General features: G+C 50.7%; 20 protein-coding genes and 7 tRNA genes. 2 read left to right on the plus strand and 25 right to left on the minus strand.

What is annotated here, in order from left to right:
• Positions 1-60: 60 nt before the first annotated feature.
• Genes nadD through leuS form a run of 4 tightly spaced genes read right to left on the minus strand, consistent with a single transcriptional unit; the run spans position 61 to position 4,922 of the window.
• A complete protein-coding gene (nadD, locus tag ACF2G4_RS01355; protein ID WP_409075388.1) occupies positions 61-705 on the minus strand; it encodes a nicotinate-nucleotide adenylyltransferase in 645 nt (214 codons plus the stop codon).
• On the minus strand, positions 698-1,729 hold the full coding sequence (gene holA / locus ACF2G4_RS01360; protein WP_215847360.1) for a DNA polymerase III subunit delta: 1,032 nt from the start codon (positions 1,727-1,729) through the stop codon (positions 698-700). The genes nadD and holA overlap by 8 nt, the downstream gene beginning before the upstream one ends.
• Positions 1,726-2,325 carry an LPS assembly lipoprotein LptE gene (lptE, locus tag ACF2G4_RS01365; RefSeq protein ID WP_215847359.1) on the minus strand — a complete coding sequence of 200 codons (600 nt, stop codon included), beginning with the start codon at positions 2,323-2,325 and terminating at the stop codon, positions 1,726-1,728. The genes holA and lptE overlap by 4 nt, the downstream gene beginning before the upstream one ends.
• A 14-nt stretch (positions 2,326-2,339) precedes the next feature.
• The gene (gene leuS, locus ACF2G4_RS01370; RefSeq protein WP_243078348.1) at positions 2,340-4,922 is read right to left on the minus strand and encodes a leucine--tRNA ligase; all 2,583 of its coding nucleotides are present in this window, start codon (positions 4,920-4,922) and stop codon (positions 2,340-2,342) included.
• A 222-nt stretch (positions 4,923-5,144) separates the two neighbouring features.
• Between leuS and ACF2G4_RS01375 the strand changes: the two genes are divergently transcribed.
• On the plus strand, positions 5,145-5,627 hold the full coding sequence (locus ACF2G4_RS01375) for a zinc ribbon-containing protein (RefSeq protein WP_409075389.1): 483 nt from the start codon (positions 5,145-5,147) through the stop codon (positions 5,625-5,627).
• A gap of 46 nt (positions 5,628-5,673) precedes the next feature.
• Here ACF2G4_RS01375 and ACF2G4_RS01380 read toward each other — a convergent pair whose 3' ends face one another.
• From ACF2G4_RS01380 to miaB, 9 genes are all read right to left on the minus strand, one after another.
• Positions 5,674-6,399, minus strand: a complete 726-nt coding sequence (locus ACF2G4_RS01380) for an amino acid ABC transporter ATP-binding protein (protein ID WP_215847357.1) — start codon at positions 6,397-6,399, stop codon at positions 5,674-5,676.
• Positions 6,400-7,077 (minus strand): glutamate/aspartate ABC transporter permease GltK, encoded by a 678-nt coding sequence (gene gltK, locus ACF2G4_RS01385; protein WP_215847356.1) that lies wholly within the window; start codon positions 7,075-7,077, stop codon positions 6,400-6,402.
• Positions 7,077-7,817 carry an amino acid ABC transporter permease gene (locus ACF2G4_RS01390; RefSeq protein ID WP_243078347.1) on the minus strand — a complete coding sequence of 247 codons (741 nt, stop codon included), beginning with the start codon at positions 7,815-7,817 and terminating at the stop codon, positions 7,077-7,079. Before ACF2G4_RS01390 ends, gltK begins: the two co-directional genes overlap by 1 nt.
• A 155-nt stretch (positions 7,818-7,972) precedes the next feature.
• Complete coding sequence (locus ACF2G4_RS01395; protein ID WP_215847355.1) at positions 7,973-8,869, minus strand: amino acid ABC transporter substrate-binding protein; 897 nt, start codon at positions 8,867-8,869, stop codon at positions 7,973-7,975.
• A gap of 447 nt (positions 8,870-9,316) precedes the next feature.
• Complete coding sequence (lnt, locus tag ACF2G4_RS01400; protein WP_409075390.1) at positions 9,317-10,840, minus strand: apolipoprotein N-acyltransferase; 1,524 nt, start codon at positions 10,838-10,840, stop codon at positions 9,317-9,319.
• Positions 10,841-10,844: 4 nt separating this feature from the next.
• Positions 10,845-11,726, minus strand: a complete 882-nt coding sequence (gene corC / locus ACF2G4_RS01405; RefSeq protein ID WP_243078345.1) for a CNNM family magnesium/cobalt transport protein CorC — start codon at positions 11,724-11,726, stop codon at positions 10,845-10,847.
• An 81-nt stretch (positions 11,727-11,807) separates the two neighbouring features.
• Positions 11,808-12,281, minus strand: a complete 474-nt coding sequence (ybeY, locus tag ACF2G4_RS01410; protein ID WP_215847353.1) for an rRNA maturation RNase YbeY — start codon at positions 12,279-12,281, stop codon at positions 11,808-11,810.
• Positions 12,278-13,339 carry a PhoH family protein gene (locus ACF2G4_RS01415; RefSeq protein ID WP_215847352.1) on the minus strand — a complete coding sequence of 354 codons (1,062 nt, stop codon included), beginning with the start codon at positions 13,337-13,339 and terminating at the stop codon, positions 12,278-12,280. Before ACF2G4_RS01415 ends, ybeY begins: the two co-directional genes overlap by 4 nt.
• Positions 13,340-13,548: 209 nt before the next feature.
• Positions 13,549-14,973, minus strand: coding sequence for a tRNA (N6-isopentenyl adenosine(37)-C2)-methylthiotransferase MiaB (gene miaB, locus ACF2G4_RS01420; protein ID WP_215847351.1), 1,425 nt, complete (start codon positions 14,971-14,973; stop codon positions 13,549-13,551).
• Between the two features lie 175 nt (positions 14,974-15,148).
• On the opposite strand from miaB, the gene ubiF reads away from it, so the two are divergent.
• The gene (gene ubiF / locus ACF2G4_RS01425) at positions 15,149-16,321 is read left to right on the plus strand and encodes a 3-demethoxyubiquinol 3-hydroxylase (protein ID WP_215847350.1); all 1,173 of its coding nucleotides are present in this window, start codon (positions 15,149-15,151) and stop codon (positions 16,319-16,321) included.
• Between the two features lie 222 nt (positions 16,322-16,543).
• On the opposite strand, the gene ACF2G4_RS01430 is transcribed toward ubiF, so the two are convergent.
• From ACF2G4_RS01430 to nagB, 12 genes are all read right to left on the minus strand, one after another.
• Positions 16,544-16,618, minus strand: a tRNA-Gln gene (locus ACF2G4_RS01430).
• A gap of 26 nt (positions 16,619-16,644) precedes the next feature.
• Positions 16,645-16,719, minus strand: a tRNA-Gln gene (locus ACF2G4_RS01435).
• A gap of 6 nt (positions 16,720-16,725) precedes the next feature.
• Positions 16,726-16,802, minus strand: a tRNA-Met gene (locus ACF2G4_RS01440).
• A gap of 37 nt (positions 16,803-16,839) precedes the next feature.
• Positions 16,840-16,914: transfer RNA gene (locus ACF2G4_RS01445), tRNA-Gln, on the minus strand.
• Between the two features lie 35 nt (positions 16,915-16,949).
• Positions 16,950-17,024, minus strand: a tRNA-Gln gene (locus tag ACF2G4_RS01450).
• 23 nt (positions 17,025-17,047) lie between these two features.
• Positions 17,048-17,132 (minus strand) — tRNA-Leu (locus ACF2G4_RS01455).
• A gap of 9 nt (positions 17,133-17,141) precedes the next feature.
• A tRNA-Met gene (locus tag ACF2G4_RS01460) sits at positions 17,142-17,218 on the minus strand.
• 218 nt (positions 17,219-17,436) lie between these two features.
• Positions 17,437-19,104: an asparagine synthase B gene (gene asnB, locus ACF2G4_RS01465; protein ID WP_409075391.1), complete on the minus strand. Its 1,668-nt coding sequence runs from the start codon at positions 19,102-19,104 to the stop codon at positions 17,437-17,439.
• 304 nt (positions 19,105-19,408) lie between these two features.
• Positions 19,409-20,161: an HAD-IIA family hydrolase gene (locus ACF2G4_RS01470; RefSeq protein ID WP_215847349.1), complete on the minus strand. Its 753-nt coding sequence runs from the start codon at positions 20,159-20,161 to the stop codon at positions 19,409-19,411.
• Positions 20,162-20,202: 41 nt separating this feature from the next.
• Positions 20,203-21,423 (minus strand): N-acetylglucosamine repressor, encoded by a 1,221-nt coding sequence (locus ACF2G4_RS01475; RefSeq protein ID WP_215847348.1) that lies wholly within the window; start codon positions 21,421-21,423, stop codon positions 20,203-20,205.
• A 7-nt stretch (positions 21,424-21,430) separates the two neighbouring features.
• Complete coding sequence (gene nagA, locus ACF2G4_RS01480) at positions 21,431-22,579, minus strand: N-acetylglucosamine-6-phosphate deacetylase (RefSeq protein ID WP_332624852.1); 1,149 nt, start codon at positions 22,577-22,579, stop codon at positions 21,431-21,433.
• A gap of 63 nt (positions 22,580-22,642) precedes the next feature.
• Positions 22,643-23,443, minus strand: a complete 801-nt coding sequence (gene nagB, locus ACF2G4_RS01485) for a glucosamine-6-phosphate deaminase (protein ID WP_243078341.1) — start codon at positions 23,441-23,443, stop codon at positions 22,643-22,645.
• Positions 23,444-23,685 lie beyond the last annotated feature (242 nt).

Genomic DNA, 23,685 nt, shown 5'->3' on the forward strand with positions numbered 1-23,685 from the left:
CTAAATGATGTACGGAATGATGCAGCCAAAAATCAAGCGGCGCAGTATAGCATGGGGAAATCAGTCGCGATATAAGCCAGCGCGGTCGATATAGGCAATAACGGCGGCAGGCAGAAGATCATCACAAGCGAGGTTCTGATGGCGGCGCTGACGGATTTCAGTAGCGGAAATATTATACAACGGCGTTTCAGCCAGCCAGATACACCCTGCTGCCCGTTGATGCAATTGCTGAACATCCTGCGTGATATGGTGATCAAGCCACGCCTGCATTTCGGGCGAATCCATTTCGGTGGCATAGCCAGGACGTTTACAGACCAGCAGGTGACACAATGACAACAAATCTTGCCAGCGATGCCATTTTGCCAGCGTAAGCAAAGAATCCTGGCCAATAATAAAACCCAGCGGCTGCTGTTGGCCACGCTCAGCGCGCAGGGTTTCTAGCGTCGCCACGGTCCACGATGGCGTTTCGCGTTGCAGTTCGCGCGTATCAATCTCAAACAGCGGAAGCGTTTCGGTAGCGCAACGCAGCATATCAACGCGCTGTGCGGCATTCGCTTCTGGCTGAGGACGATGTGGCGGCACGTTATTGGGTAACAAGGTAATGCGTTTTAATCCAACTTGTTGCGCCAATGCTTCAACAGGGCGCAAATGGCCAAAGTGAATCGGGTCAAAGGTGCCACCAAACAGCGCGTGTAGTTCAGACATGAGCAAAACTCGTTGGAAAGGCGCGGCTGGAAATCAATAACGACAACGTTTCGAGCTGTGGCCAAACAGGCTGACCATAATCTTGCTTTAAGGTTATCTCGATCTGTGCCAGCAAATGAATGGCGCGCTGTAAACGGACCGCATCCAGTCTTTGTAGTGCTTCGGTAAACAAAGCGCGACGATTTTGCCAGATGCGTTGCTGATCCATCAGCGTGCGCAGCGGCTGTTGCGTCTGATGGCGCTGCAAGTGCAGTAATGTCAGCAGATCGCGTTGCAGCGTGCGCATTAAAATTACCGCTTCGCTATCTTCCTTTTCTAACTGATGAAGGATATGCAGGGCGCGGCGGCTTTTACCCGCCAGCAAAGCATCCACCCAGTGAAAAGGGGTAAAATGTGCGGCATCGCTTACGGCTTCTTCAACGCGCGGCAAAGTGAGTTTGCCGTCGGGCCACTGCAGCGATAAACGCTCCAGCGCTTGTGCCAGCGCCAGCAAATTACCTTCATAGCAGTAACACAGCAGCTGCACGGCAGCGTCATCGATGTTTAACTGCATCGCTTTAGCACGGTTAACAACCCAACGTGGCAGCTGCGCCTGCTCTGGCGTCTGACAGGGTACTAACACAGCGTGCGCCGACAACGCTTTGAACCAGGCGCTGTTTTCCTGTGCTTTGGTCAGTTTTGCCAGACGGCAAATCAACAGAATATCGGCATGCAGCAGGCCAGACAGCTTGAGCAGTTGCTCTGCCATCGCCGCATTGGGGCCATTTTCGGGAAAGTGTAGCGTCAGGGTTTGGCGTTGTGCAAACAGGCTGAGCGACTGGCAGCTGACAAACAAACTGTCCCAGTCGGTGTGAGCATCCAGCGTGAAGCTGAAATGCTCTTCAAAGCCTTGCGCATTCGCGGTGACGCGGATGGCATCGGCACTCTCCTGCAACAACAATGGTTCGTTACCGGCTAACAAATAACAGGCGCGCAGCCCCTCACGAAGCTGCGCGCTGAGTTGTTCAGGATAAATCCTGATCATTGCAAACTGGTAGCAGAGGAAGAGGGCACTTCCGCTGAATCTTCACCCGGCACCGGAATGGACGATTCAGGTAATGTCTCTTTGTTGTTGATTTGCGCAGCATGCACGGTAAGCAGCTTACGCACCAACTGCTCTGCAGCACGTTGACGCATCTCCTGAACGATCAAGTCCTGCTCGGCATCTTTTGCCAGCGCCGCATTCGGGTTATCAAAGAAGGAGCGATAAACCGTGGTGCTGATGGGATAGATGCCTTTGCCCGGCAACAGGACCTGCGCAGTTACCGTCATCACCAACTGATATTCTGCGGTGGTGCCGCTGATAAATACCGAAGCGGTGTCACGACCTTGCCTTTCTCCGCCAAGACGCAGCGTGGGGATATCGATGCGGTTCTGCTTAGTGTCCTGAACAATATTGACGTTATTAAGGCGCAGCTGCTGACGCACTGTACGTGTCAGCGGACCATAAGGATCGCCAGAGTTAACAATCAGCGTTTTCAACTCAGACGGCACCTGCGTGGTGCCGCGTGGATGAAAACCACAGCCAGCGGTGATCAACACCGCCAGCGTGACAAACAGCCTGATAATCGGATGTCGCACAGTTCCTCCTGAACTTAACCTACGACCAGGTTAAGCAGTTTGCCCGGTACATAAATCACTTTACGAATAGTCACGCCGTCAAGGTACTTCGCCACCAAATGTTCTTGCGCAGCGCGTGCCTGAACTTGCTCCTGAGTTGAATCGGCTGGAACGGTGATTTTACCACGCACTTTACCGTTTACCTGGACCACGACTAACAGCGAATCTTCAACCATTGCCGCTTCATCGGCTACTGGCCAAACTGCATCATCAATCGAACCTTCGCCACCCAGCGTTTGCCACAGAACGTAGCACGCATGCGGAGTGAAAGGGTAAAGCAGACGTGTAACCGCCAGCAGCGCTTCGTGCATCAGAGCGCGATCTTGTTCGCTCTCCTGCGGCGCGCGCGCCAGTTTGTTCATCAATTCCATGATAGCCGCGATCGCCGTGTTAAACGTCTGACGGCGACCAATGTCATCGGCGACCTTGGCGATGGTTTTATGCAGATCGCGACGCAGCGCTTTCTGATCATCGTCCAGGCTGGCCACATCCAGCGCCACAGTGGCACCTTTTTGCGTGTGATCAAACACCAGTTTCCACACACGCTTCAGGAAGCGGTTAGCCCCTTCGACGCCTGATTCCTGCCATTCCAGTGTCATTTCTGCTGGCGAAGCAAACATCATGAACAGACGCACGGTATCCGCACCATAGCGCTCAACCATCAGCTGGGGATCAATGCCGTTGTTTTTCGACTTCGACATTTTGCTCATGCCAGCGTAAATCACTTCGCGGCCCTGATTGTCAACAGCCTGAGTAATGCGGCCTTTCTCATCACGCTCAACGGTGACATCAACCGGAGAAACCCAGTTGCGCTCGCCATTGACGCCCAAATAGTAAAACGCATCTGCCAGTACCATGCCTTGACACAGCAGGCGTTTAGCCGGTTCGTTCGAGTTAACCAGGCCAGCATCGCGCAGCAATTTGTGGAAGAAGCGGAAATACATCAGGTGCATGATGGCGTGTTCGATACCACCCACATATTGATCAACCGGCAGCCAATAGTTTGCAGCAGCCGGGTCAAGCATGCCTTCGTTGTAGTTAGCGCAGGTATAACGTGCGTAGTACCACGACGATTCCATGAAGGTGTCAAACGTGTCGGTTTCGCGCAGCGCAGGTTGGCCGTTTACCGTGGTTTTTGCCCACTCTGGGTCGGCTTTGATTGGGCTGGTGATGCCATCCATGACGACATCTTCCGGCAAAATCACGGGCAGCTGATCTTCTGGCGTTGGCATCACGGTGCCATCTTCCAGCGTCACCATTGGGATTGGCGCACCCCAGTAACGTTGACGAGAAACGCCCCAGTCACGCAGACGATAGTTTACTTTGCGTACGCCAACGCCTTTCGCTGCTAACGCTTCAGCAATGGCATTGAAACCGGCAGCGTGATCCAGACCGCTAAACTCACCGGAATTGAACAGCGTGCCTTTTTCAGTCATCGCTGCCGCGCTGACGTCAGGCTCGCTGCCATCAAGGTTCAGGATAACCGGCTTGATTTGCAAATCGTACTTGGTCGCAAATTCCCAGTCGCGCTGATCGTGACCCGGAACGGCCATGACCGCACCGGTGCCGTATTCCATCAGTACGAAGTTAGCGACCCATACTGGAAGGGACTCACCCGTCAGCGGATGGATAACAGACAGGCCGGTAGCCATGCCTTTTTTCTCCATGGTCGCCATATCGGCTTCAGCCACTTTGGTGTTGCGACATTCGGCGATAAAGTCAGCCAGAGCCGGGTTGTTTACTGAGGCTTGAGTGGCTAAAGGGTGACCTGCGGCAACCGCTACGTAAGTCGCACCGATAAAGGTGTCTGGACGCGTGGTGTAGACGGTGACTTTTTCTTCACTGTTAGCCACGTCAAAAGTGATTTCTACACCTTCCGAACGGCCAATCCAGTTACGCTGCATGGTTTTGACCTGCTCAGGCCAATCTTCCAGCGTATCCAAATCGTTCAGTAATTCTTCAGCGTAGTCGGTGATCTTCACGAACCACTGCGGAATTTCTTTGCGCTCAACTTTGGTGTCACAGCGCCAGCAGCAGCCATCAATAACCTGCTCGTTTGCCAGCACTGTTTGGTCGTTCGGGCACCAGTTCACCGCCGACGTTTTTTTATAAACCAGGCCTTTTTCGTACAGCTTGGTGAAGAACCACTGTTCCCAGCGATAATATTCTGGCTGGCAGGTCGCTAGCTCACGGCTCCAGTCATAACCAAAGCCCAGCAGTTTTAACTGGTTTTTCATGTAGGCGATGTTGTCGTAAGTCCACGGCGCAGGTGCGGTGTTATTTTTTACCGCTGCACCTTCTGCAGGCAGACCAAACGCATCCCAGCCAATCGGCTGTAACACGTTTTTGCCGAGCATACGCTGATAACGCGCGATTACGTCGCCGATGGTGTAGTTACGAACGTGACCCATGTGTAGGCGGCCAGAAGGATAGGGCAACATGGAGAGGCAATAATATTTCTCTTTACCTTCCTGCTCAGTCACTTTAAACGTTTCGTTTTCATCCCAGTGCTGCTGCACGCGGGATTCAATCTCTTCCGGGCGGTATTGCTCTTGCATGGCTGCCTGTGGTCCTTAATGAATAACACTTTGCTTACTTTAAGATCCGCATAGCATACCCATAAGGCCGCGTATCAACAACACTTCCCACTTTCGCTGGCGCGATTTCTGCTTAAAGCGCCTGAGCCTTCACCCTTTTGTCATTCGTCTCTCAGACGACACGGCAAATATGCCAAAACGTCTAAACTTAGTGCAGGCATTGAGCGCATAAAGGAGAATTAAATGAACAAAGTGGCTCAGGAATATCGCGAGTCGTTAGCGGTTTTGACCGAGCGCCTTCGCCATGGCGATCGTAACGTTGATACGCTGATTGCTGAACGACGTAGCCAGTTGCTCGCCAGCAGTGACCTCAGCGTTGGTGAAGTCGATCAGGCGCTTTCATCGGTTCGGCGAGATTTAGAAGAGTTTGCACGCAGCTATGCTGAAGTTGAGGAGCCGTTAGGTGATTCAGTGTTTATGCGAGTGATTCGTGAAAGCGTGTGGAAAGAGTTGGCTGACATCACCGATAAGAGCCAGCTGGAGTGGCGGGAGGTGTTTCAGGATCTGCATCACCATGGCGTATATCAAAGTGGTGAAGTGGTGGGGTTAGGAAATCTGGTATGTGAAAAGTGCCACTTTACACGCGCTATTTACACGCCCGAAACTTTGTCACGTTGCCCGGAATGCGGGCACGATCAGTTTCAACGCCAGCCGTTTGAACCTTAATTTAAATGTTTGATAAAACAGGCGGGCCTCACAGCCCGCCTGTTTTTTAGTGCAGGATTTTAGCGAGGAAGTCTTTAGCGCGATCGGATTGCGGATTATTAAAGAAGTCATCTTTATTGGTGTCTTCGATAATTTTACCTTCATCCATAAAGATCACGCGGTTAGCCACTTTACGCGCAAAGCCCATTTCGTGGGTTACCACCATCATTGTCATGCCTTCCTGTGCCAGTTCGACCATCACGTCCAGCACTTCATTGATCATTTCAGGATCGAGCGCTGAAGTCGGTTCGTCAAACAGCATGGCAATGGGATCCATGCAGAGCGCGCGGGCAATCGCCACACGCTGCTGTTGGCCGCCAGAAAGCTGGCCTGGAAATTTTTGTGCATGTGCTGCCAATCCGACGCGAGTCAACAGCTTTAGGCCTTTTTCACGCGCTGCGGCTTTGTCACGTTTCAAGACTTTGACTTGTGCCAGCACCAAATTATCGATGATGCTGAGGTGCGGAAAGAGTTCGAAGTTCTGAAACACCATGCCGATCTGGCTGCGTAACTTGGCCAGGTTAGTTTTCTTGTTGTTTACTTCGGTTCCGCTAACCGTGATGTTGCCTTGCTGAATCGGCTCCAGCCCATTGACGGTTTTGATCAAGGTTGATTTACCAGAACCGGACGGTCCGCAGACCACCACCACTTCACCGGTTTTCACTTCGGTTGAGCAGTCGGTCAGCACCTGAAAGTGACCATACCACTTAGAAACATTTTTCAGGTTAATCATTTAAACCGTCCTTTTTCTTTTTAGATAACTGACCAACAACGACGCGCTCAGGCTGATAACGAAGTAAACCAGACCGGCAAACAGAACCATTTCAACCTGGGTACCGTCACGCTCACCAATGGTAGAAGCGGTACGGAAGAAGTCAGCCAGGCTCAAGACATAGACCAACGACGTATCCTGAAACAGCACGATACCTTGCGTCAGCAGCAGCGGTACCATGGCGCGGAACGCCTGCGGCAGGATGATAAGTTTCATCGACTGCCATTGCGTCATGCCCAGCGCCAACGCCGCATTACCCTGACCGCGTGAGATACTAATGATCCCGGCACGGATAATTTCTGAATAATAAGCGGCTTCGAACAGTGAAAAAGCCACCATTGCCGAAATCAGGCGAATATCGGTTTTCGGCGATATCCCCAGAACCTGCTGTAAGAAGCTCGGCACCACCAGATAAAACCACAGCAGCACCATCACCAACGGCACTGAGCGAAACAGGTTGACGTAAAGTTTGGCGAACCAGCTGATGGGCTTGAAAGTAGATAAACGCATTACTGCCAGCAAGGTGCCCCAGATAATGCCGAAGATCACCGCGGTGAGGGTGATTTTGAACGTGATAACCAAACCGTTTAGCAGGTAGGGCAGGCTGGGAGCAATGGAGCTCCAGTCAAATTCGTACATTATTTCCCTCCTACATTGCCAGGCAGACGCACTTTGCGCTCTACAAAACTCATCAACAGCATGATCACCAGGTTAATCGCCACGTAGGCCAGCGTAATAGCCGTAAAGGATTCATAAGCGTGTGCGGAATAGTCGAGCAGTTTGCCCGCCTGTGCAGCCATATCTACCAAGCCAATAGTTGAAGCGATAGCTGAGTTCTTCACTAGGTTAAGCATTTCCGATGTCATCGGCGGCACAATCACGCGATACGCATTCGGCAGTAACACATAACGATAGGTTTGCGGCAGGGTTAGCCCCATCGCCAAACCGGCATTTTTTTGTCCGCTTGGCAGCGACTGAATCGCCGCTCGTACCTGCTCGCAGACGCGGGCCGCGGTAAACAGGCCAAGACAGATCGTAGAGGAGATGAAAAATTGGATGTTGGGATCCAGCTCGGCTTTAAACCACATCCCTAAGTTTTCACCCACCAGTTCCGGTGCCACCAAGTACCAGAAGAAAAACTGAACGATGAGTGGGATATTACGAAACAGTTCCACGTAGCACGTACCAATGGTCGACAACAGACGATTGGGTACAGTGCGCAGAATGCCGAAAAATGATCCTACACAGAAGGCGATAATCCAGGCACAACAGGAGACGGCGATCGTCACCTGAAAACCGGACCACAGCCAGCCAAGGTAGGTCGTGTTACCGAACGGGGCCTGTTCGAGAAAAATGCCCCAGTTCCAATCGATACCCATAACGAGCTCCGGTAAAAAAGGGTAGCTAAGCTACCCTGAAGATTGATGAACGGCTTTTACTGCCTGTTTCAGGGGAACGACCTGTTACAGGTTTGTCTGTCCATGCCGCGGTTTCAGCAATCGAGAGGGCAGCGCGGCTGCCCTTGTTATCATTGTTAATTCAGTGCCTTGTCATTAGGCTCTTTAAACAGGGCTTTCATGTCATCAGACAACGCAAAGTTCATGTTCAAATTCTTTGGTGGGATCGGCTGCTTGAACCAGGTATCAAACCATTTTTCTGCCTGACCAGAAGACTGCGCTTTAACGATGGTGTCATCCACCAAGGTTTTGAACTGTGGATCTTCTTTACGCAGCATGCAGCCATAAGCTTCTTTCGATTGCGGCGTGCCTAAAATTTCCCAGTTATCAGGTTTCTTCGCTTTTGCACGTTCGCCTGCCAGTAGTGCATCGTCCATCATGAAGGCCACAGCGCGACCGGTTTCCAGCGTGCGGAAAGAATCACCGTGATCTTTAGCGCTGATAATGCGCATTTCCATTTTCTTCTCATCGTTCAGCTTATGCAGCAGAACTTCAGAAGTCGTACCGGATGTCACGACCACAGTTTTGCCTTTGAGGTCGGTGAAATCTTTAATCGGACCGCCTTTTTTCACCAGCAGGCGCGTGCCGATCACAAAAATGGTATCGGAGAAGGCGGCCTGTTTCTGACGCTCAAGGTTGTTGGTAGTTGATCCACACTCAAAATCGTAAGTCCCGTTCTGTAACAGAGGGATACGGTTTTGTGAAGTGATAGGGATCATTTTGACCTGCAGGTCAGGCTTGTTCAGCTTCGCTTTGATGGCTTCTACAATGGCGTTGGAATAAGCCTGAGAATAACCGACGACTTTTTGCTGGTTGTCATAGTAAGAAAAGGGAACTGATGATTCACGGTGCCCGACGACAATGACATCATTGTCATTAATCTTTTTCAGGGTGCCGCTGAGATCTTCCGCTTGGGCCGCTCCAGCTGCTGCGCTTAACAGCAGAAGAGATAATGCCACTTTGCGTATCTGCATGTTCCAACTCCTTCGTATGGAAATTGCACAGAATTTATCCTGTGCTGATTATGATGTTGTGTGTATTTTCTGCTGCTTTTCTGGTCATCCCACAGCGCAAGCGCGCTCAGAATAGTCACTAACATAGCGGATTGTTAACGTGATGAAACAAAAAAGTTTCTTTTTTGCGAGGCGATTCGCACCAAAAAAAGGCAAAAACACATCCATGCGCGATAGCGGTGCGCGGGATTGATTTCTTTTGGTGCAGACGGCCTGACAACGCGTCATCAAATGGTATGTCTGCGAAAACTCCTGAGTTAAATAGCAATCATCGTGCCAGAAAGCGCGATCGAGTCGATGAGGATGCAGAGACATTGGCAGCGGAGGGTGACGAAAAAAGGTGGGATACAGAGATTATGAGAAGAAAAAACGGCGAGGGAGCCTTCGCCGTTTTGCGTTGAGATAAACCTAACGCCGACGGCGGATAACAGCAATAAGCGCCGCTAAGGCCGTTAATATCCAGACTGGCCAAACGCCAGCGCGTGCATAAGGTGTTTCACCGGTAGTGGGCGTGACTTTTTCAGTTAATACGCCGCGGGTAAACTGCGACAGCATCTTCTCAACATCGCCATTGGCATTCACTACTGCGGTCACGCCATTATTGGTGCTACGTAACAGCGGGCGGCCTAATTCCAATGCACGCATTCGCGCCATCTGGAAATGCTGCCACGGGCCGATTGAGTGCCCAAACCATGCGTCATTGGATACCGTTAACAGGAAATCAGTATCGGGACGTAAATTGGCGCGTACCTGTTCGCCCAGCACAATTTCATAGCAAATCGCGCTAGTAAGGTGGTAGCCCGCCACGCTCAGTTGCGGTTGAATATAGGCACCGCGACTGAAAGAGGACATTGGCAGATCAAAGAACGGCGCCAGCGGGCGGAGTAAATCAGCCAGCGGCACGAATTCGCCAAAGGGAACCAAATGGTTTTTTTGATAACGATTGGCGCTGAAGTAGTTATAAGGCTGTTCTCCACCCAACGCGATTACTGTGTTGTAGTCGTGGTAGCGGTTCTGCTCCAGACGTGAATCAACGATGCCGGTAATCAATGCGCTGCCACGCTGGTGTAATTCATCATCAAGTGAACGCAAAAACGCTTGCTGGTTGCTTTCTAAATCAGTGATAGCAGACTCAGGCCAAATAATGATCGGCGCTTTGCCCATCAGCGGCTGACTCAGGCTGGTGTAAACGCGTAGCGTATTCAGTAATTGCTGAGGATCCCACTTCATCGACTGCGGGATATTACCTTGTACTAAAGCCACTTCAACGCTGCGCTGAGGCAGCGGTTGAACCCACTGGATGTAGCGTAGAGGCCAAGGCAGTGCCAGTAATATCAAGCCGGCGATCAGGCTTTTACCGCTGCGTTGTTGCAGAGCATGCACCAGCAGGCCAGCAATAATCATCAGCAGGAAGGTCAGCGTTTCTACCCCCGCCAGCGGAGCAAGCCCTTTCAGCGGACCATCAATCTGGCTGTAACCAAATTGCAGCCAAGGGAAGCCAGTTAGCACCCAACCGCGTAAGAACTCAGTGATTTGCCACAATGCTGGTGCGGCTAGCGCCAGACGCCACAATGTAGCGCGCGGCCAAAATCGATTGAGCAAACCTGCAAATAATGCGGGGTAGATAGCTAAATAGGCGGCCAGCAGAACCACCAAGAAAATATTCACCGGTCCTGGCATGCCACCAAAGGTCGCGATGCTGACGTAAACCCAGTTTATGCCGCTACCAAACAGACCAAAACCCCAAACGAAGCCGATGACTGTAGCCTGCGGGCTGGTTCGATTGAGCGTCAGGAGCTGCAGGCCACACAGCGAAAGCAGCGCAGCAGGCCAAAAATCATAAGGGGAAAAGGCGAGGGTGCCAAAGGCACCCATAATTAAAGCCAGCAGAAGGCGTACCCGCTGACGCGAGTAGAGAGAGGCTAAAACCATAAACTTATTCGTCATCCAAGTGAGGTAGCGGCGAATTTTCCGGAATTGTTACGTGAACCTGGATGATACGGCGGCTGTCAGCCATCGCGACTTTGAAATGGTAACCATCAATGTCAATACTTTCCCCACGTGCGGGAAGGTGGCCGAATCCCTGCATCACCAGTCCACCGATGGTGTCGACTTCATCATCGCTGAACTGCGTGGCAAACACCTCGTTAAAATCTTCTATTGGCGTCAATGCACGCACAGTGAAGGTTTGACGGTTTAGCTGGCGAATATCACGATCTTCTTCTTCGTCATACTCGTCTTCAATCTCACCCACGATCAACTCAAGAATGTCTTCAATGGTGACTAAACCTGAAACACCACCAAACTCATCGATGACAATCGCCATGTGATAACGCTGCGAGCGAAATTCTTTCAGCATGCGGTCAACGCGCTTACTCTCAGGCACCACAACCGCAGGACGCAGCACTTTTTCCATGCTGAACGGTTCTGATTCACTGCTCATAAATGGCAGCAAATCTTTTGCCATTAAGATGCCTTCGACATGATCTTTGTCTTCGCTGATTACTGGAAAACGCGAATGCGCGGATTCGATAATGAGCTCAAGGCACTCTTCGAGGTTCTGATTGCGTTTGAGAGTGATCATTTGCGAGCGTGGAATCATGATGTCACGCACGCGCTGTTCTGCAATGTCCAATACACCTTCGAGCATGTCGCGGGTATCCTGATCGATCAGGTCTTTATGATTGGAATCGCGGATCAGCTCCAGCAGTTCGTCACGGCTTTTTGGTTCACCGTGAAACAGTTGGTTGATCAACAGGGAAAAAAATCCCTTTTTACTACTGGGTGCATCGCTGTTTTGAGAATGGTCATCGCTCATGGCGGTTTTTGTCGATCTCTCTGATAAGAAAATAAAACTGCCGGCGTTAGTGCCAACAGCAGGATGACCTGAACCAAAGGCTCAAGCGTCTTCTTTCTCCGAAATGTACGGATCGGGATACCCAAGAGCAAGCATTATCTCGGTCTCGATTCCTTCCATTTCTTCGGCTTCTTCGTCTTCAATGTGGTCATAGCCCAACAAATGCAGCGTACCGTGTACCACCATATGCGCCCAATGCGCTTCAACAGTTTTGCCTTGTTCAGCAGCCTCTTGCTCGACAACCTGACGACAAATAATCAGATCGCCAAGCAGCGGCAATTCAATACCGGGTGGGGCTTCAAACGGAAATGACAGCACATTGGTCGGCTTATCTTTACCGCGATAAGTCAGATTAAGCTCATGACTTTCTGCTTCATCAACCAGACGAATAGTGACTTCACTTTCTGGTTGAAAGGGCATAACCGCCGCTTCCAGCCAACGCTGGAACTGTGCTTCTTCCGGCAAGCCCGTGGTGTGCTCGCAGGCGAGTTGAAGATCAAGAATTACCGAACTCATTTGCTCTCCTGCGCGGCAACATGCGCCGCCAGCGCTTCACGTTTACGCTCTTCAGCCTGTTGATCGCGACGTTTTTGATCGGCTTCTTCCCAGGCTTCATAGGCGACAACGATGCGTGCGACCACGGGATGACGGACAACGTCTTCGCTATGGAAGAAGTTGAAACTGATCTCTTCCACTTCTGAAAGCACCTCAATTGCGTGGCGCAGGCCAGATTTGGTGTGACGCGGCAAGTCTATCTGCGTGACGTCGCCGGTAATCACCGCTTTTGAATTAAAGCCGATACGCGTCAGGAACATTTTCATCTGTTCGATGGTGGTGTTCTGGCTCTCATCCAGGATGATGAACGCATCATTGAGCGTACGGCCACGCATGTAAGCCAGCGGCGCGACTTCGATAACGTTGCGCTCCATCAGCTTTTCAACGCGTTCAAAGCCCAGCATCTCAAACAGCGCGTCATAAAGAGGGCGCAGGTAAGGATCAACTTTCTGGCTGAGATCGCCTGGCAGAAAACCCAGTTTTTCACCCGCTTCCACGGCGGGGCGCGTCAGCAGAATACGACGGATTTCCTGACGCTCCAGCGCGTCAACTGCAGCAGCCACCGCCAGATAGGTTTTACCGGTACCCGCCGGGCCGACGCCGAAGGTGATGTCATGGTCGAGGATATTCGCGATGTACTGCGCCTGATTAGGCGTACGCGGCTTAATGACGCCACGTTTCGTTTTGATGTTCACCGCTTTGCCAAAATCAGGCACGCTTTCTGCGGTTTGTTCCAGTACGCGACTCTCTTTGATCGCCAGGTGAATTTTTTCTGGCTCGATATCGGGGATATCACCGCGAACGGGGGCCGTGTCAACGTAGAGCGTTTTAAGGATATCTGCCGCCGCGTTCACGCACAGCGCGCGTCCAACTAACTTGAAGGCATTGTCACGGCGATTGATTTCAATGCCCAAACGACGTTCCAGTTGTTTAATATTGTCATCAAATGGACCACACAGGCTCATCAGACGGCGGTTATCGGCCGGTTCAAGGGCGATTTCACGAGTTTCGATATTCAAACGAATCCTTTGGGTCACTGAGGGCCAGTTGAAATGAGGGTTTGACGCACCGTTTGGCTTAAACGAATGCGCCATAACGAAATTATTTATGTCGTAAAGCCTGGACGCAAGCTTCAGAAAAGATATTTGGGCGGCTCTTTCAGAAACCAAGTGCAACAAACTGAATTTGGCGGCAGCACTGCGCGCGCTGCCGCAAAGTAAAGCAGGGATCAAGGCTGGAAAGTACCTACGCCGATTTCGTTCTCTTTACGCGTACGCGCAATGACCGACGCCGGGCTTTCAACAACGCGTAGACCCATCTCATCCTCAGTGCGGACCAGTTTGCCACGCAGCGAATTGGTATAGACGTCGACAATCTCGACATCGACAAATTTGCCTATCATCTCTGGCGAGCACTCGAAGTTAACCACGCGGTTGTTTTCAGTGCGTCCCGTCAGTTCCATCACGTTCTTACGCGAGATGCCTTCAACCAGAATGCGTTGCACGCTGCCCAGCATACGGCGGCTGATGGCCAGTGCCTGCTGGTTAATACGATCTTGCAGAATCCACAGACGCTGCTTTTTCTCTTCTTCGCTGACGTCATCGGGCAAGTCCGCCGCTGGCGTGCCGGGACGTGCAGAATAAATAAAGCTATAGCTCATGTCGAAGTTGATGTCGCCAATCAGCTTCATGGTCTGCTCGAAGTCCTGCTGCGTTTCGCCAGGGAAGCCGATGATAAAGTCAGAGCTAATCTCAATCTCCGGGCGTGCCGCGCGCAGCTTACGGATAATCGCTTTGTACTCCAGTGCGGTATGCGCACGTTTCATCAGTGTGAGAATACGATCAGCACCGCTTTGCACCGGCAAATGCAGGAAGCTCACCAGTTCCGGTGTATCGCGATAAACCTCGATGATGTCATCGGTAAATTCGATGGGATGGCTGGTGGTGAAGCGAATACGGTCAATGCCGTCGATAGCAGCAACCAGACGCAATAACTCTGCAAAAGTGCAGACATCACCATCAAAGGCTGCGCCACGATAGGCGTTAACATTTTGACCCAGCAGGTTGACTTCGCGAACACCTTGCGCAGCCAGTTGGGCAATTTCCAACAAAATGTCGTCGCTCGGACGGCTTACTTCCTCGCCGCGGGTATAAGGCACCACACAGAAAGTACAATATTTGTTGCAGCCTTCCATGATGGAAACGAAGGCGGTTGGGCCTTCTGCACGCGGTTCTGGCAGACGATCAAATTTCTCAATTTCAGGAAAGCTGATATCAACAACCGGGCTTTTGCTTCCGCGTACGGTGTTAATCATTTCTGGCAGGCGATGCAGGGTTTGTGGACCAAATACGATATCCACGCAAGGCGCGCGCTGGCGAATATGATCCCCTTCCTGTGACGCTACGCAACCGCCGACGCCGATGATCAAATCAGGGTTGCGCTCTTTTAACTTTTTCCAGCGGCCCAACTGGTGGAAAACCTTCTCCTGCGCTTTCTCTCGGATAGAGCAGGTGTTAAGCAGCAGGATATCCGCCTCTTCAGCTTCCTCAGTCAGCGTGTAGCCATGCGTACTGTTCAGCAGGTCAGACATCTTAGATGAATCGTACTCATTCATCTGACATCCCCAGGTTTTGATATGCAGTTTTTTTGTCATCGAACTAGCCATTGATTCAGAGCAGTGAAGTGCAGGGCGCGTATTGTAATGCTTTGATGCTGTTGTGACCAGCCTAAGGGCTTTTCTGATCGTGCCGGATTTTTTCCGGTACACTTTGCTTAATCGGTCCCGCTCGCTGCTGAAGCTGGCGGAGAAAAGTAAAAGGATATGAGCAATGCAGGATAATCAGTTTGATGTCGTGGTGGTCGGCGGTGGCATGGTCGGAGCAGCACTGGCTTGCGGATTGGCGCTGGAAAAATTTCGCGTAGCAGTGATTGAGCGCGCGGAGCCGGCACCGTTTGTGGCTGACAGCGAGCCTGATATTCGTATTTCTGCCATTGGTTCTTCTTCTGTAGCCATGCTAAAGCAGCTTGATGTCTGGTCACGTATTGAGGCCATGCGCTGTGCGCCGTATCGCAAGTTAGAAACCTGGGAATGGCAAACCGCGCAGGTCAATTTTGATGCGGTGTCGCTGGGATTGCCAGAATTAGGTTTTATGGTGGAAAACGGTGTTTTGCAGCGGGCTTTATGGGAGCGGATGCAGCAGCTGGAGGTTACGCTGATCTCACCGGCAACGTTAGAACATCTACAAGAAGAAAATGGCGGCTGGCGGCTGAATCTCGATAATAGCCAAACTTTGCATGCGCGTTTGGTGGTGGGCGCAGATGGTGCCAATTCGCAGGTGCGGCAGATGTCGGGCATTGGTATTCATGGCTGGAGTTATGCGCAGTCATGTTTATTGATTGGTGTAACTTGTGAACACCCAGCAGGCGATACAACATGGCAGCACTTTACTCCACAAGGCCCACGTGCTTTTTTGCCGCTCTATGGTAATCATGCTTCGCTGGTTTGGTATGACTCGCCAACGCGCATTCGTCAATTACAGACGATGGCACTGCCACAGCTAGAAAAAGAGATTGCTGCCCATTTCCCTGCGCGTTTAGGCCGCTTTAAAGCGCACGCTGCAGGCGGTTTTCCGCTGGTACGCCGTCATGCTTCTCGCTATGTTCTACCGGGGTTAGCGTTGGTAGGTGATGCAGCACATACCATTAATCCGCTGGCAGGACAGGGCGTAAACCTTGGTTATCGCGATATTGACGCCTTAATTGATGTGTTGAGCGAATCGCGCAGTCAGGCAGAAGATTGGGCCTCTGAACGCGTGCTGTTACGTTATCAACGACAACGACGCAACGATAATTTGTTGATGCAAAGCGGCATGGATCTGTTCTATTTCGCCTTTAGCAATCACCTGCCACCGCTTAAATTTATACGTAACCTTGGGTTGATCGCTGCAGAGCATTCTGGCGTGTTAAAACGTCAGGCGCTGCGTTATGCATTAGGGCTGTAATGACAACGAAATAATGGGTGGATCTGCGTAGAGGATGAAACGCGTTGAAATCTGGCGCCTCTGGATATACGGACATTACACTTCTGAATTTTAATGTTCAGGGTGTAGAGGCGTTTTTTGATATGTCGATGCTGTGCGGTAAGTGTGCGCGGGGCTATTGAAAGGTGAACTGCAACAGGCAGAAACAATAAAGCCCGCAAAAGCGGGCTTTATTATGCAATTTGGCTGGGGTGCAGGGATTCGAACCCCGGAATGCTGGTATCAGAAACCAGTGCCTTACCGCTTGGCGACACCCCAATTATGGGAATCAAATTGTCTTTATATGGCTGGGGTGCAGGGATTCGAACCCCGGAATGCTGGTATCAGAAACCAGTGCCTTACCGCTTGGCGACACCCCAATAAAATGGTGGCTACGACGGGAATCGAACCTGTGACCCCAGCATTATGAGTGCTGTGCTCTAACCAGCTGAGCTACGTAGCCTAATTTTATTGCGTTTATTGCTTTGCTTTTTCGAAGATGGCTGGGATACCTGGATTCGAACCAGGGAATGCCGGTATCAAAAACCGGTGCCTTACCGCTTGGCGATATCCCATTCGTCGACTCGCAACCACGAGAAACTTCGAAAATTGGCTGGGGTACCTGGATTCGAACCAGGGAATGCCGGCATCAAAAGCCGGTGCCTTACCGCTTGGCGATACCCCATCCACGCTTGCCGAATCATGAAATGGTGCGGGAGGCGAGACTTGAACTCGCACACCTTGCGGCGCCAGAACCTAAATCTGGTGCGTCTACCAATTTCGCCACTCCCGCAAAAAAAGATGGTGGCTACGACGGGAATCGAACCTGTGACCCCAGCATTATGAGTGCTGTGCTCTAACCAGCTGAGCTACGTAGCCATCTTTTTTTCGCGCAACCTTCATCGGCGTTGCGGGGCGCATTATGCGGAGTTGACCAGACAGCGTCAACAATTTTTTTGTCGTTTTTTACCTTAAAGCGCCTGTTTGTTTGGCTTATAACCAGGCTGATGGTTTATTCGGCAATTATTCAGTATTTACAAGGCGAATGGCAAAAAAAATGGGCCACAAAGGGCCCATTTTCAAATCAATTATCTTGCTTATTTATAAGCAGATTGATGCACCCCAACCGCACGACCTGAAGGATCGTCCATTGATTTAAACGCTTCATCCCACTCAATCGCTTTTGCAGAAGAGCAGGCTACAGAAGGTCCGCCTGGTACACATTCAGCAGCGCTTGGCAGCGGGAACAGCTCTTCGAAGATTTCACGATAGAGATAGGCTTCTTTAGAGTTTGGCGTGTTATAAGGGAAACGGAAGTGCGCCGTCGCCAGCTGCTGATCGCTGATTTGCTTCGCAGCAACTTCTTTCAAACTGTCAATCCAGCTGTAGCCCACGCCATCTGAGAACTGCTCTTTCTGGCGCCACGCCACGCTTTCCGGCAAGTAAGAAGAGAAGCATTCACGCAAAATGTGTTTTTCCATCTTACCGTTGCTGCCACACAGCTTATCTTCCGGGTTGATGCGCATGGCGACATCAAGGAATTTCTTATCCAGGAAGGGGACACGCGCTTCCACGCCCCATGCAGACATGGCTTTGTTAGCACGCGCGCAGTCGAACATATGCAGTGCCAGCAACTTGCGGACGTTCTCTTCATGGAATTCTTTCGCGTTCGGCGCTTTATGGAAGTAGAGATAACCGCCAAAGACTTCATCTGCACCTTCACCCGACAGCACCATTTTAATGCCCATCGCTTTGATCTTACGTGACATCAGATACATCGGCGTAGACGCGCGGATAGTGGTGACATCGTAAGTTTCAATGTGGTAAATCACATCGCGGATGGCATCCAAACCTTCCTGCACGGTGAAATGAATTTCATGGTGCACGGTGCCCAGATGTTCGGCCACAGCTTTCGCTGCTTTCAGATCCGGTGAACCTTCAAGACCCACGGCAAAAGAGTGCAGCTGTGGCCACCACGCATCGCTCTTATCCTGATCTTCAACACGTTTTGCTGCATAACGTTTGGTCACTGCAGAAATAATGGAAGAGTCGAGGCCACCAGAAAGCAACACGCCGTAAGGAACGTCAGACATCAAATGGCTTTTCACTGATTCTTCCAGTGCGTGTTTCAGGCCCGCAGCATCGGTTTCGTTATGCTCAACGTTTTTATATTCCATCCAGTCACGCTGCCAGTAACGGCGGATTTCTCCGTCAGTGCTGGAAAGATAGCTTCCCGGCGGGAATTCTTTAATAGAGCGACAAACCGGCACCAGCGCTTTCATTTCAGACGCGACATACAGGTTGCCGTGCTCATCATTACCCATATACAGCGGAATGATACCGATGTGATCGCGGCCAATCAGGTAAGTGTTTTTAACGCTGTCATACAGGATGAATGCGAACATGCCTTCCAAATCATCCAGGAAGTCGACGCCTTTTTCCTGATAAAGCGCCAGGATCACTTCACAGTCAGACCCGGTCTGGAACTGATAGCGATCGCTTAATTCTGCACGCAGCGCCTGATGGTTATAGATTTCACCGTTAACAGCCAGCACGTGAGTGTGGTCGGCGTTATACAGCGGCTGTGCGCCGTTATTGACGTCGACAATTGAGAGGCGTTCATGCGAAAGAATCGCGTGGTCATCCGCATAGACACCTGACCAATCTGGTCCGCGATGACGCATTAAACGTGAACATTCCAGCGCTTTTTTGCGCAGCTCAACAGGATCGGTTTTAAGATCCAGCACACCAAAAATTGAACACATAACTGACTCCTGAGCTTACCTAACGGCGATGTTATCTTTTGTGTTTGCAGCAGCCTGTCGCTGCCTGATGCATAAGAAAATGCGCTATTTCATGCATCCAATGCAAGAGGAATCATGATTTACTGATAAAAAGATTGTTGGTAGTGCGATATATTTGAGGATTCATCAATAAAATCACCATTTAATTGATGAATCGATAATTAAATAACGAAATCGGTCGTTATTTAATCACGGGTGTGGCGGTTTTCAGCAAGAAAAGATGACGCACCGCACATTCTTATCGCTGCGTCATAAGAAAAATGAATCAGAACAGGTCGATATCGGCCACAGAAGGATAAATCCAATCTGGACGGAAAGGCATGGCATCAATATCACTCAAGGTTGAAACACCAGAAAGCACCAGTATCGTTTCAAGTCCCGCCTGAAAGCCTGCCAGAATATCGGTACGCAAATTATCTCCGACAATCACCGTCTCTTCGGAGTGAGCCTGCATTTTATTGAGTGCAGCACGCATGATATAGGGGCTTGGCTTACCCACGTAGAAAGGGCGGCGGCCAGAAATCTTCTCAATGCCTGCGCAAAGCGCGCCACAGGCCGGGACAAATCCTCGTGCATGCGTATCTGGATTGGTTGCAATAAAGCGTGCGCCACTGGCAACAAAAAAAGCGGCTTTATGCATCATATCCCAGTTGAACGAACGGGTTTCACCCACGATAACAAAATCGGGATTGACGTCAGTGATCGTGAATCCCGCTTTATAAAGCTCATGAATCAACGCACCTTCACCGATAACGTAGGCTTTTTTGCCTTCCTGACGACGCAAGAAATCTGCAGTGGCCATTGCTGAGGTATAAAAAACCGAATCCGGTACATCAATACCTGCCGAGGCAAAGCGGTTAGCCAAATCCTGACCGGTTTGTGAGGGATAATTGGTGAGTACCACCAGCGGCATCTCTTTTTGCACGATGCGTTGTAAAAACTCTTTAGCGCCGGGCACAGCGGTATTGTCGTGCATCAGCACGCCGTCGATATCACAGATTACGTTTTTAATTGTCATAGTTTCGTTCCGATGCAGCCCGCCAGATTGGCAGGCTCGACTTAGTCTTCGAGAAGATGTTGCAGCAGGATGCCATTGAGCATGGCACGTTTTGCCAGCGCAAAAGCGCCAATGGCAGATTGGTGATCCAACTGTGAGCGCACCACCGGTAAATTTTTGCGAAACGCTTTAAGTGCTTGAGTATTGATACACCCTTCAATCGCGGGCAGCAGCACTTTCTCCGCATCGGTGATTTCACCTGCCAGCACCACTTTTTGCGGATTAAACAGGTTTATCGCAATCGCGATGGCTTTGCCTAAATAGCGGCCGACATATTCGATCACTTCACATGCCAGCGCATCACCCTGATTTGCAGCTTTGCAAATCTGAGGCATGCAGCAATCATCTTGCGTCAACACGCTGGGATAGCCTTGACTCAATAAATGGCGTACGCGATTTTCGATCGCGCCATTTGCAGCAATGGTTTCCAGACAGCCGAAATTACCGCAATGGCAGCGCTCGCCCAAAGGATCGACCTGAATATGACCAATCTCGCCGACATTGCCATTGCTACCCAGAAAGATGTGTCCGTTAGCGATGATGCCTGCGCCAGTGCCGCGGTGTAAACGCACCAGAATAGAGTCAGCACAATCACGACTTGCACCGAAATAGTGCTCAGCAAGCGCCAGGCTACGAATATCGTGGCCGACAAAACTGGTCACGTTGAAGCGTTTTTTCAGGCTGGCAACCAGAGGCCAGTGGCTGACTGAAATATGCGGCATATAGCGAATCACGCCGTTTATAGGATCAACTAAGCCGGGGAGAATCACCGATATTGCAATCAGCTCACGGATTTTACGCTGGTGGAGTTCAATAAAGGCGGCGACGGCATTCAGCAGCGCGTGCTCCAACGTTTCTTGCGTACGTTCCGGCAACGCATAATCTTCTTGAGCCAGTGATTTCCCGCTGAGATCAAACAGCGTTAGCGTGGCGTCGTTACGGCCCAAACGCACGCCGATGGTATGAAAGTTGCGGGTTTCAGTGATGATGGAAATCGCGCGGCGCCCGCCGGTGGACGCCTGTTGGTCCACCTCTTTAATCAGGCCGCGCTCAATCAGTTGGCGGGTAATTTTTGTGACGCTGGCGGGCGCAAGCTGACTCAATTCGGCAATTTGAATGCGCGAAATCGGCCCTTGTTGATCGATTAGCCGATAAACGGCCGCGCTATTGAGTTGTTTGACAAGATCGACATTTCCTATTTGTGTCTGGCCGCCAGTGGTCATTCAGTGCTTACTCGCTCAGGACGTCGTCTCCGTTGACAAACGTCTTAGTGATTTTAAAGTCGCGTGTAAACACAGTCAGGTTTGCGATTTTTCCTGCTTCGATCGTGCCCAACTGTTTTTCCACGCCCATTGCCCGTGCAGGATAAAGTGTCGCCATACGCAACGCCTCATCCAATGCAATGCCGACATGTTCGACGCTATTTCGCACGGCATCAATCATGGTTAATGCTGAACCACTCAGCGTGCCATTCTCATCCACGCACAGGCCGTTACGATAGTATATTGTTTTACCTGCAAAAATAAATTTATCGATGTCTGCGCCAGCCGGTGCGGTGGCATCGGACACTAACACCAGTTTGTCGCCTTTAATCCGTTTTGCATTACGCACATTAGCGTAATGAACATGTAAACCATCGGCAATAATGCCGCAGTATACATCAGGCGAATCAAACAGCGCACCGATAAGACCAGGCTCACGACCAGCAAAAACAGGCATGGCATTATAGAGATGCGTCGCAAAGGTCACACCCGCTGAAAAACCTGTTTTGGCTTCTTCATAGGTCGCGTTTGAGTGGCCTGCAGAGACAATAATACCCGCATCAGTCAGTTGACGAATGACATCGCTACCGGCGTTTTCAGGTGCCAAAGTCACTTTGGTGATGACGTCTGCGTTATCACACAGGAATTGCACCATTTCAGGATCGGGCAAACGGATCAGCGCAGGATTATGGGTGCCTTTTTTCGCCGTGCTTAACCACGGACCTTCAAGATGCAATCCCAGCGCCTGATGCTGATGCTTGTTTAGATAAGCACGCATGGTTTCAATGGCGCGCTTCATCAACGCATCGCTGCTGGTAATCAAGGTAGGAAGGTAGCTGGTACAACCCGATTTTTCATTGGCGCGCTGCATAATTTCCAGCGTTTGAATGCTGAGCGCATCAATGTCGTCATTAAACTGCACGCCGCCGCAACCATTCAGCTGTAGATCGATAAAACCGGGAGCGATGATGGCACCTGAGACATCGCGCTGCTCAATATCTGCGGGCAGCGCCTCGTGAGAGCAAACACGCTCAATCTTACCCTCAGCAATAACCACTGCGTGGTTGTCCAAAATCTCATGGCCGCTGTAAATACGACCGTTAACTAATGCATACATCTTTCTTCTCCCGGCTAGGCCTGCTTTGATTTAAGGGCAACAGCAGACATCTACAACGTAGTCTTAAACACCTTTCATATTTTCCGCTTCCATCTCGCGGAAATATTTAACCGTTTTCACTTTTAATTCCATCGTGGAGGGCTCATCACAAACCACAACGGATTTTGCATGCAGTTGCAGACAGCTAATGGTCCACATGTGGTTAACGTTGCCTTCAACTGCCGCTTGCAGCGCCTGCGCTTTGACATGGCCCGTCACTAAAATCATGACTTCTTCGGCATCCAGTAACGTGCCAACACCTACAGTCAGGGCGTATTTTGGCACCTGATCAACATCGCCGTTGAAGAAGCGTGAATTGGCAACGCGCGTATCGTGTGTCAGCGTTTTGATACGCGTGCGGGAAGCCAAAGAAGAGGCTGGTTCGTTAAAGGCAATGTGTCCGTCGTTGCCGACGCCGCCCATAAACAGATGAATTTTACCCAGCGCACGAATTTTCTCTTCATACTGGCGACATTCTGCGTCAATGTCAGGCGCATTGCCATTCAGAAGGTTGATGTTTTCTGTTTGAATATCAACGTGATCGAAAAAGTTACGGTACATGAAACTGTGATAGCTTTCTGGGTGCTCTTTCGGTAAGCCAACATATTCGTCCATGTTGAACGTCACTACGTGCTTGAAACTAACCTGGCCCGATTTATGCATCTCAATAAGATGTTTATACGCTTCTAGCGGCGTTCCGCCGGTAGGTAAGCCGAGAACGAAAGGGCGATCGGCGCTTGGATTAAAGGCATTGATGCGGTTGACGATATGACGTGCAGCCCACTTGCCTACTTGGGTCGGCGTGGCTAAAGGAATCAGTCTCATGTTTCACCTCAATATTAAAGAATTGGGAAAGGTTAGACGCTGTACCGTTGTGCTAATAATCAGCCTAAACTGATTACGCGTTATCGCCATGGTAATTCTGCGCCTTGATATTTTGGATCATAAAATAAGTTTGGCGTGATAGCCAGACGCAGCTGCATCAAGAGACGTTTTTTGGTGATAAAAATCACAGAAAGCGCGGTTTTAATTTGCGAGGCGAATTAATTTATCATTACACTCGCAGC

The sequence above is a fragment of the Pantoea phytostimulans genome, assembly GCF_046118715.1.
GTDB lineage: Bacteria > Pseudomonadota > Gammaproteobacteria > Enterobacterales > Enterobacteriaceae > Pantoea > Pantoea phytostimulans.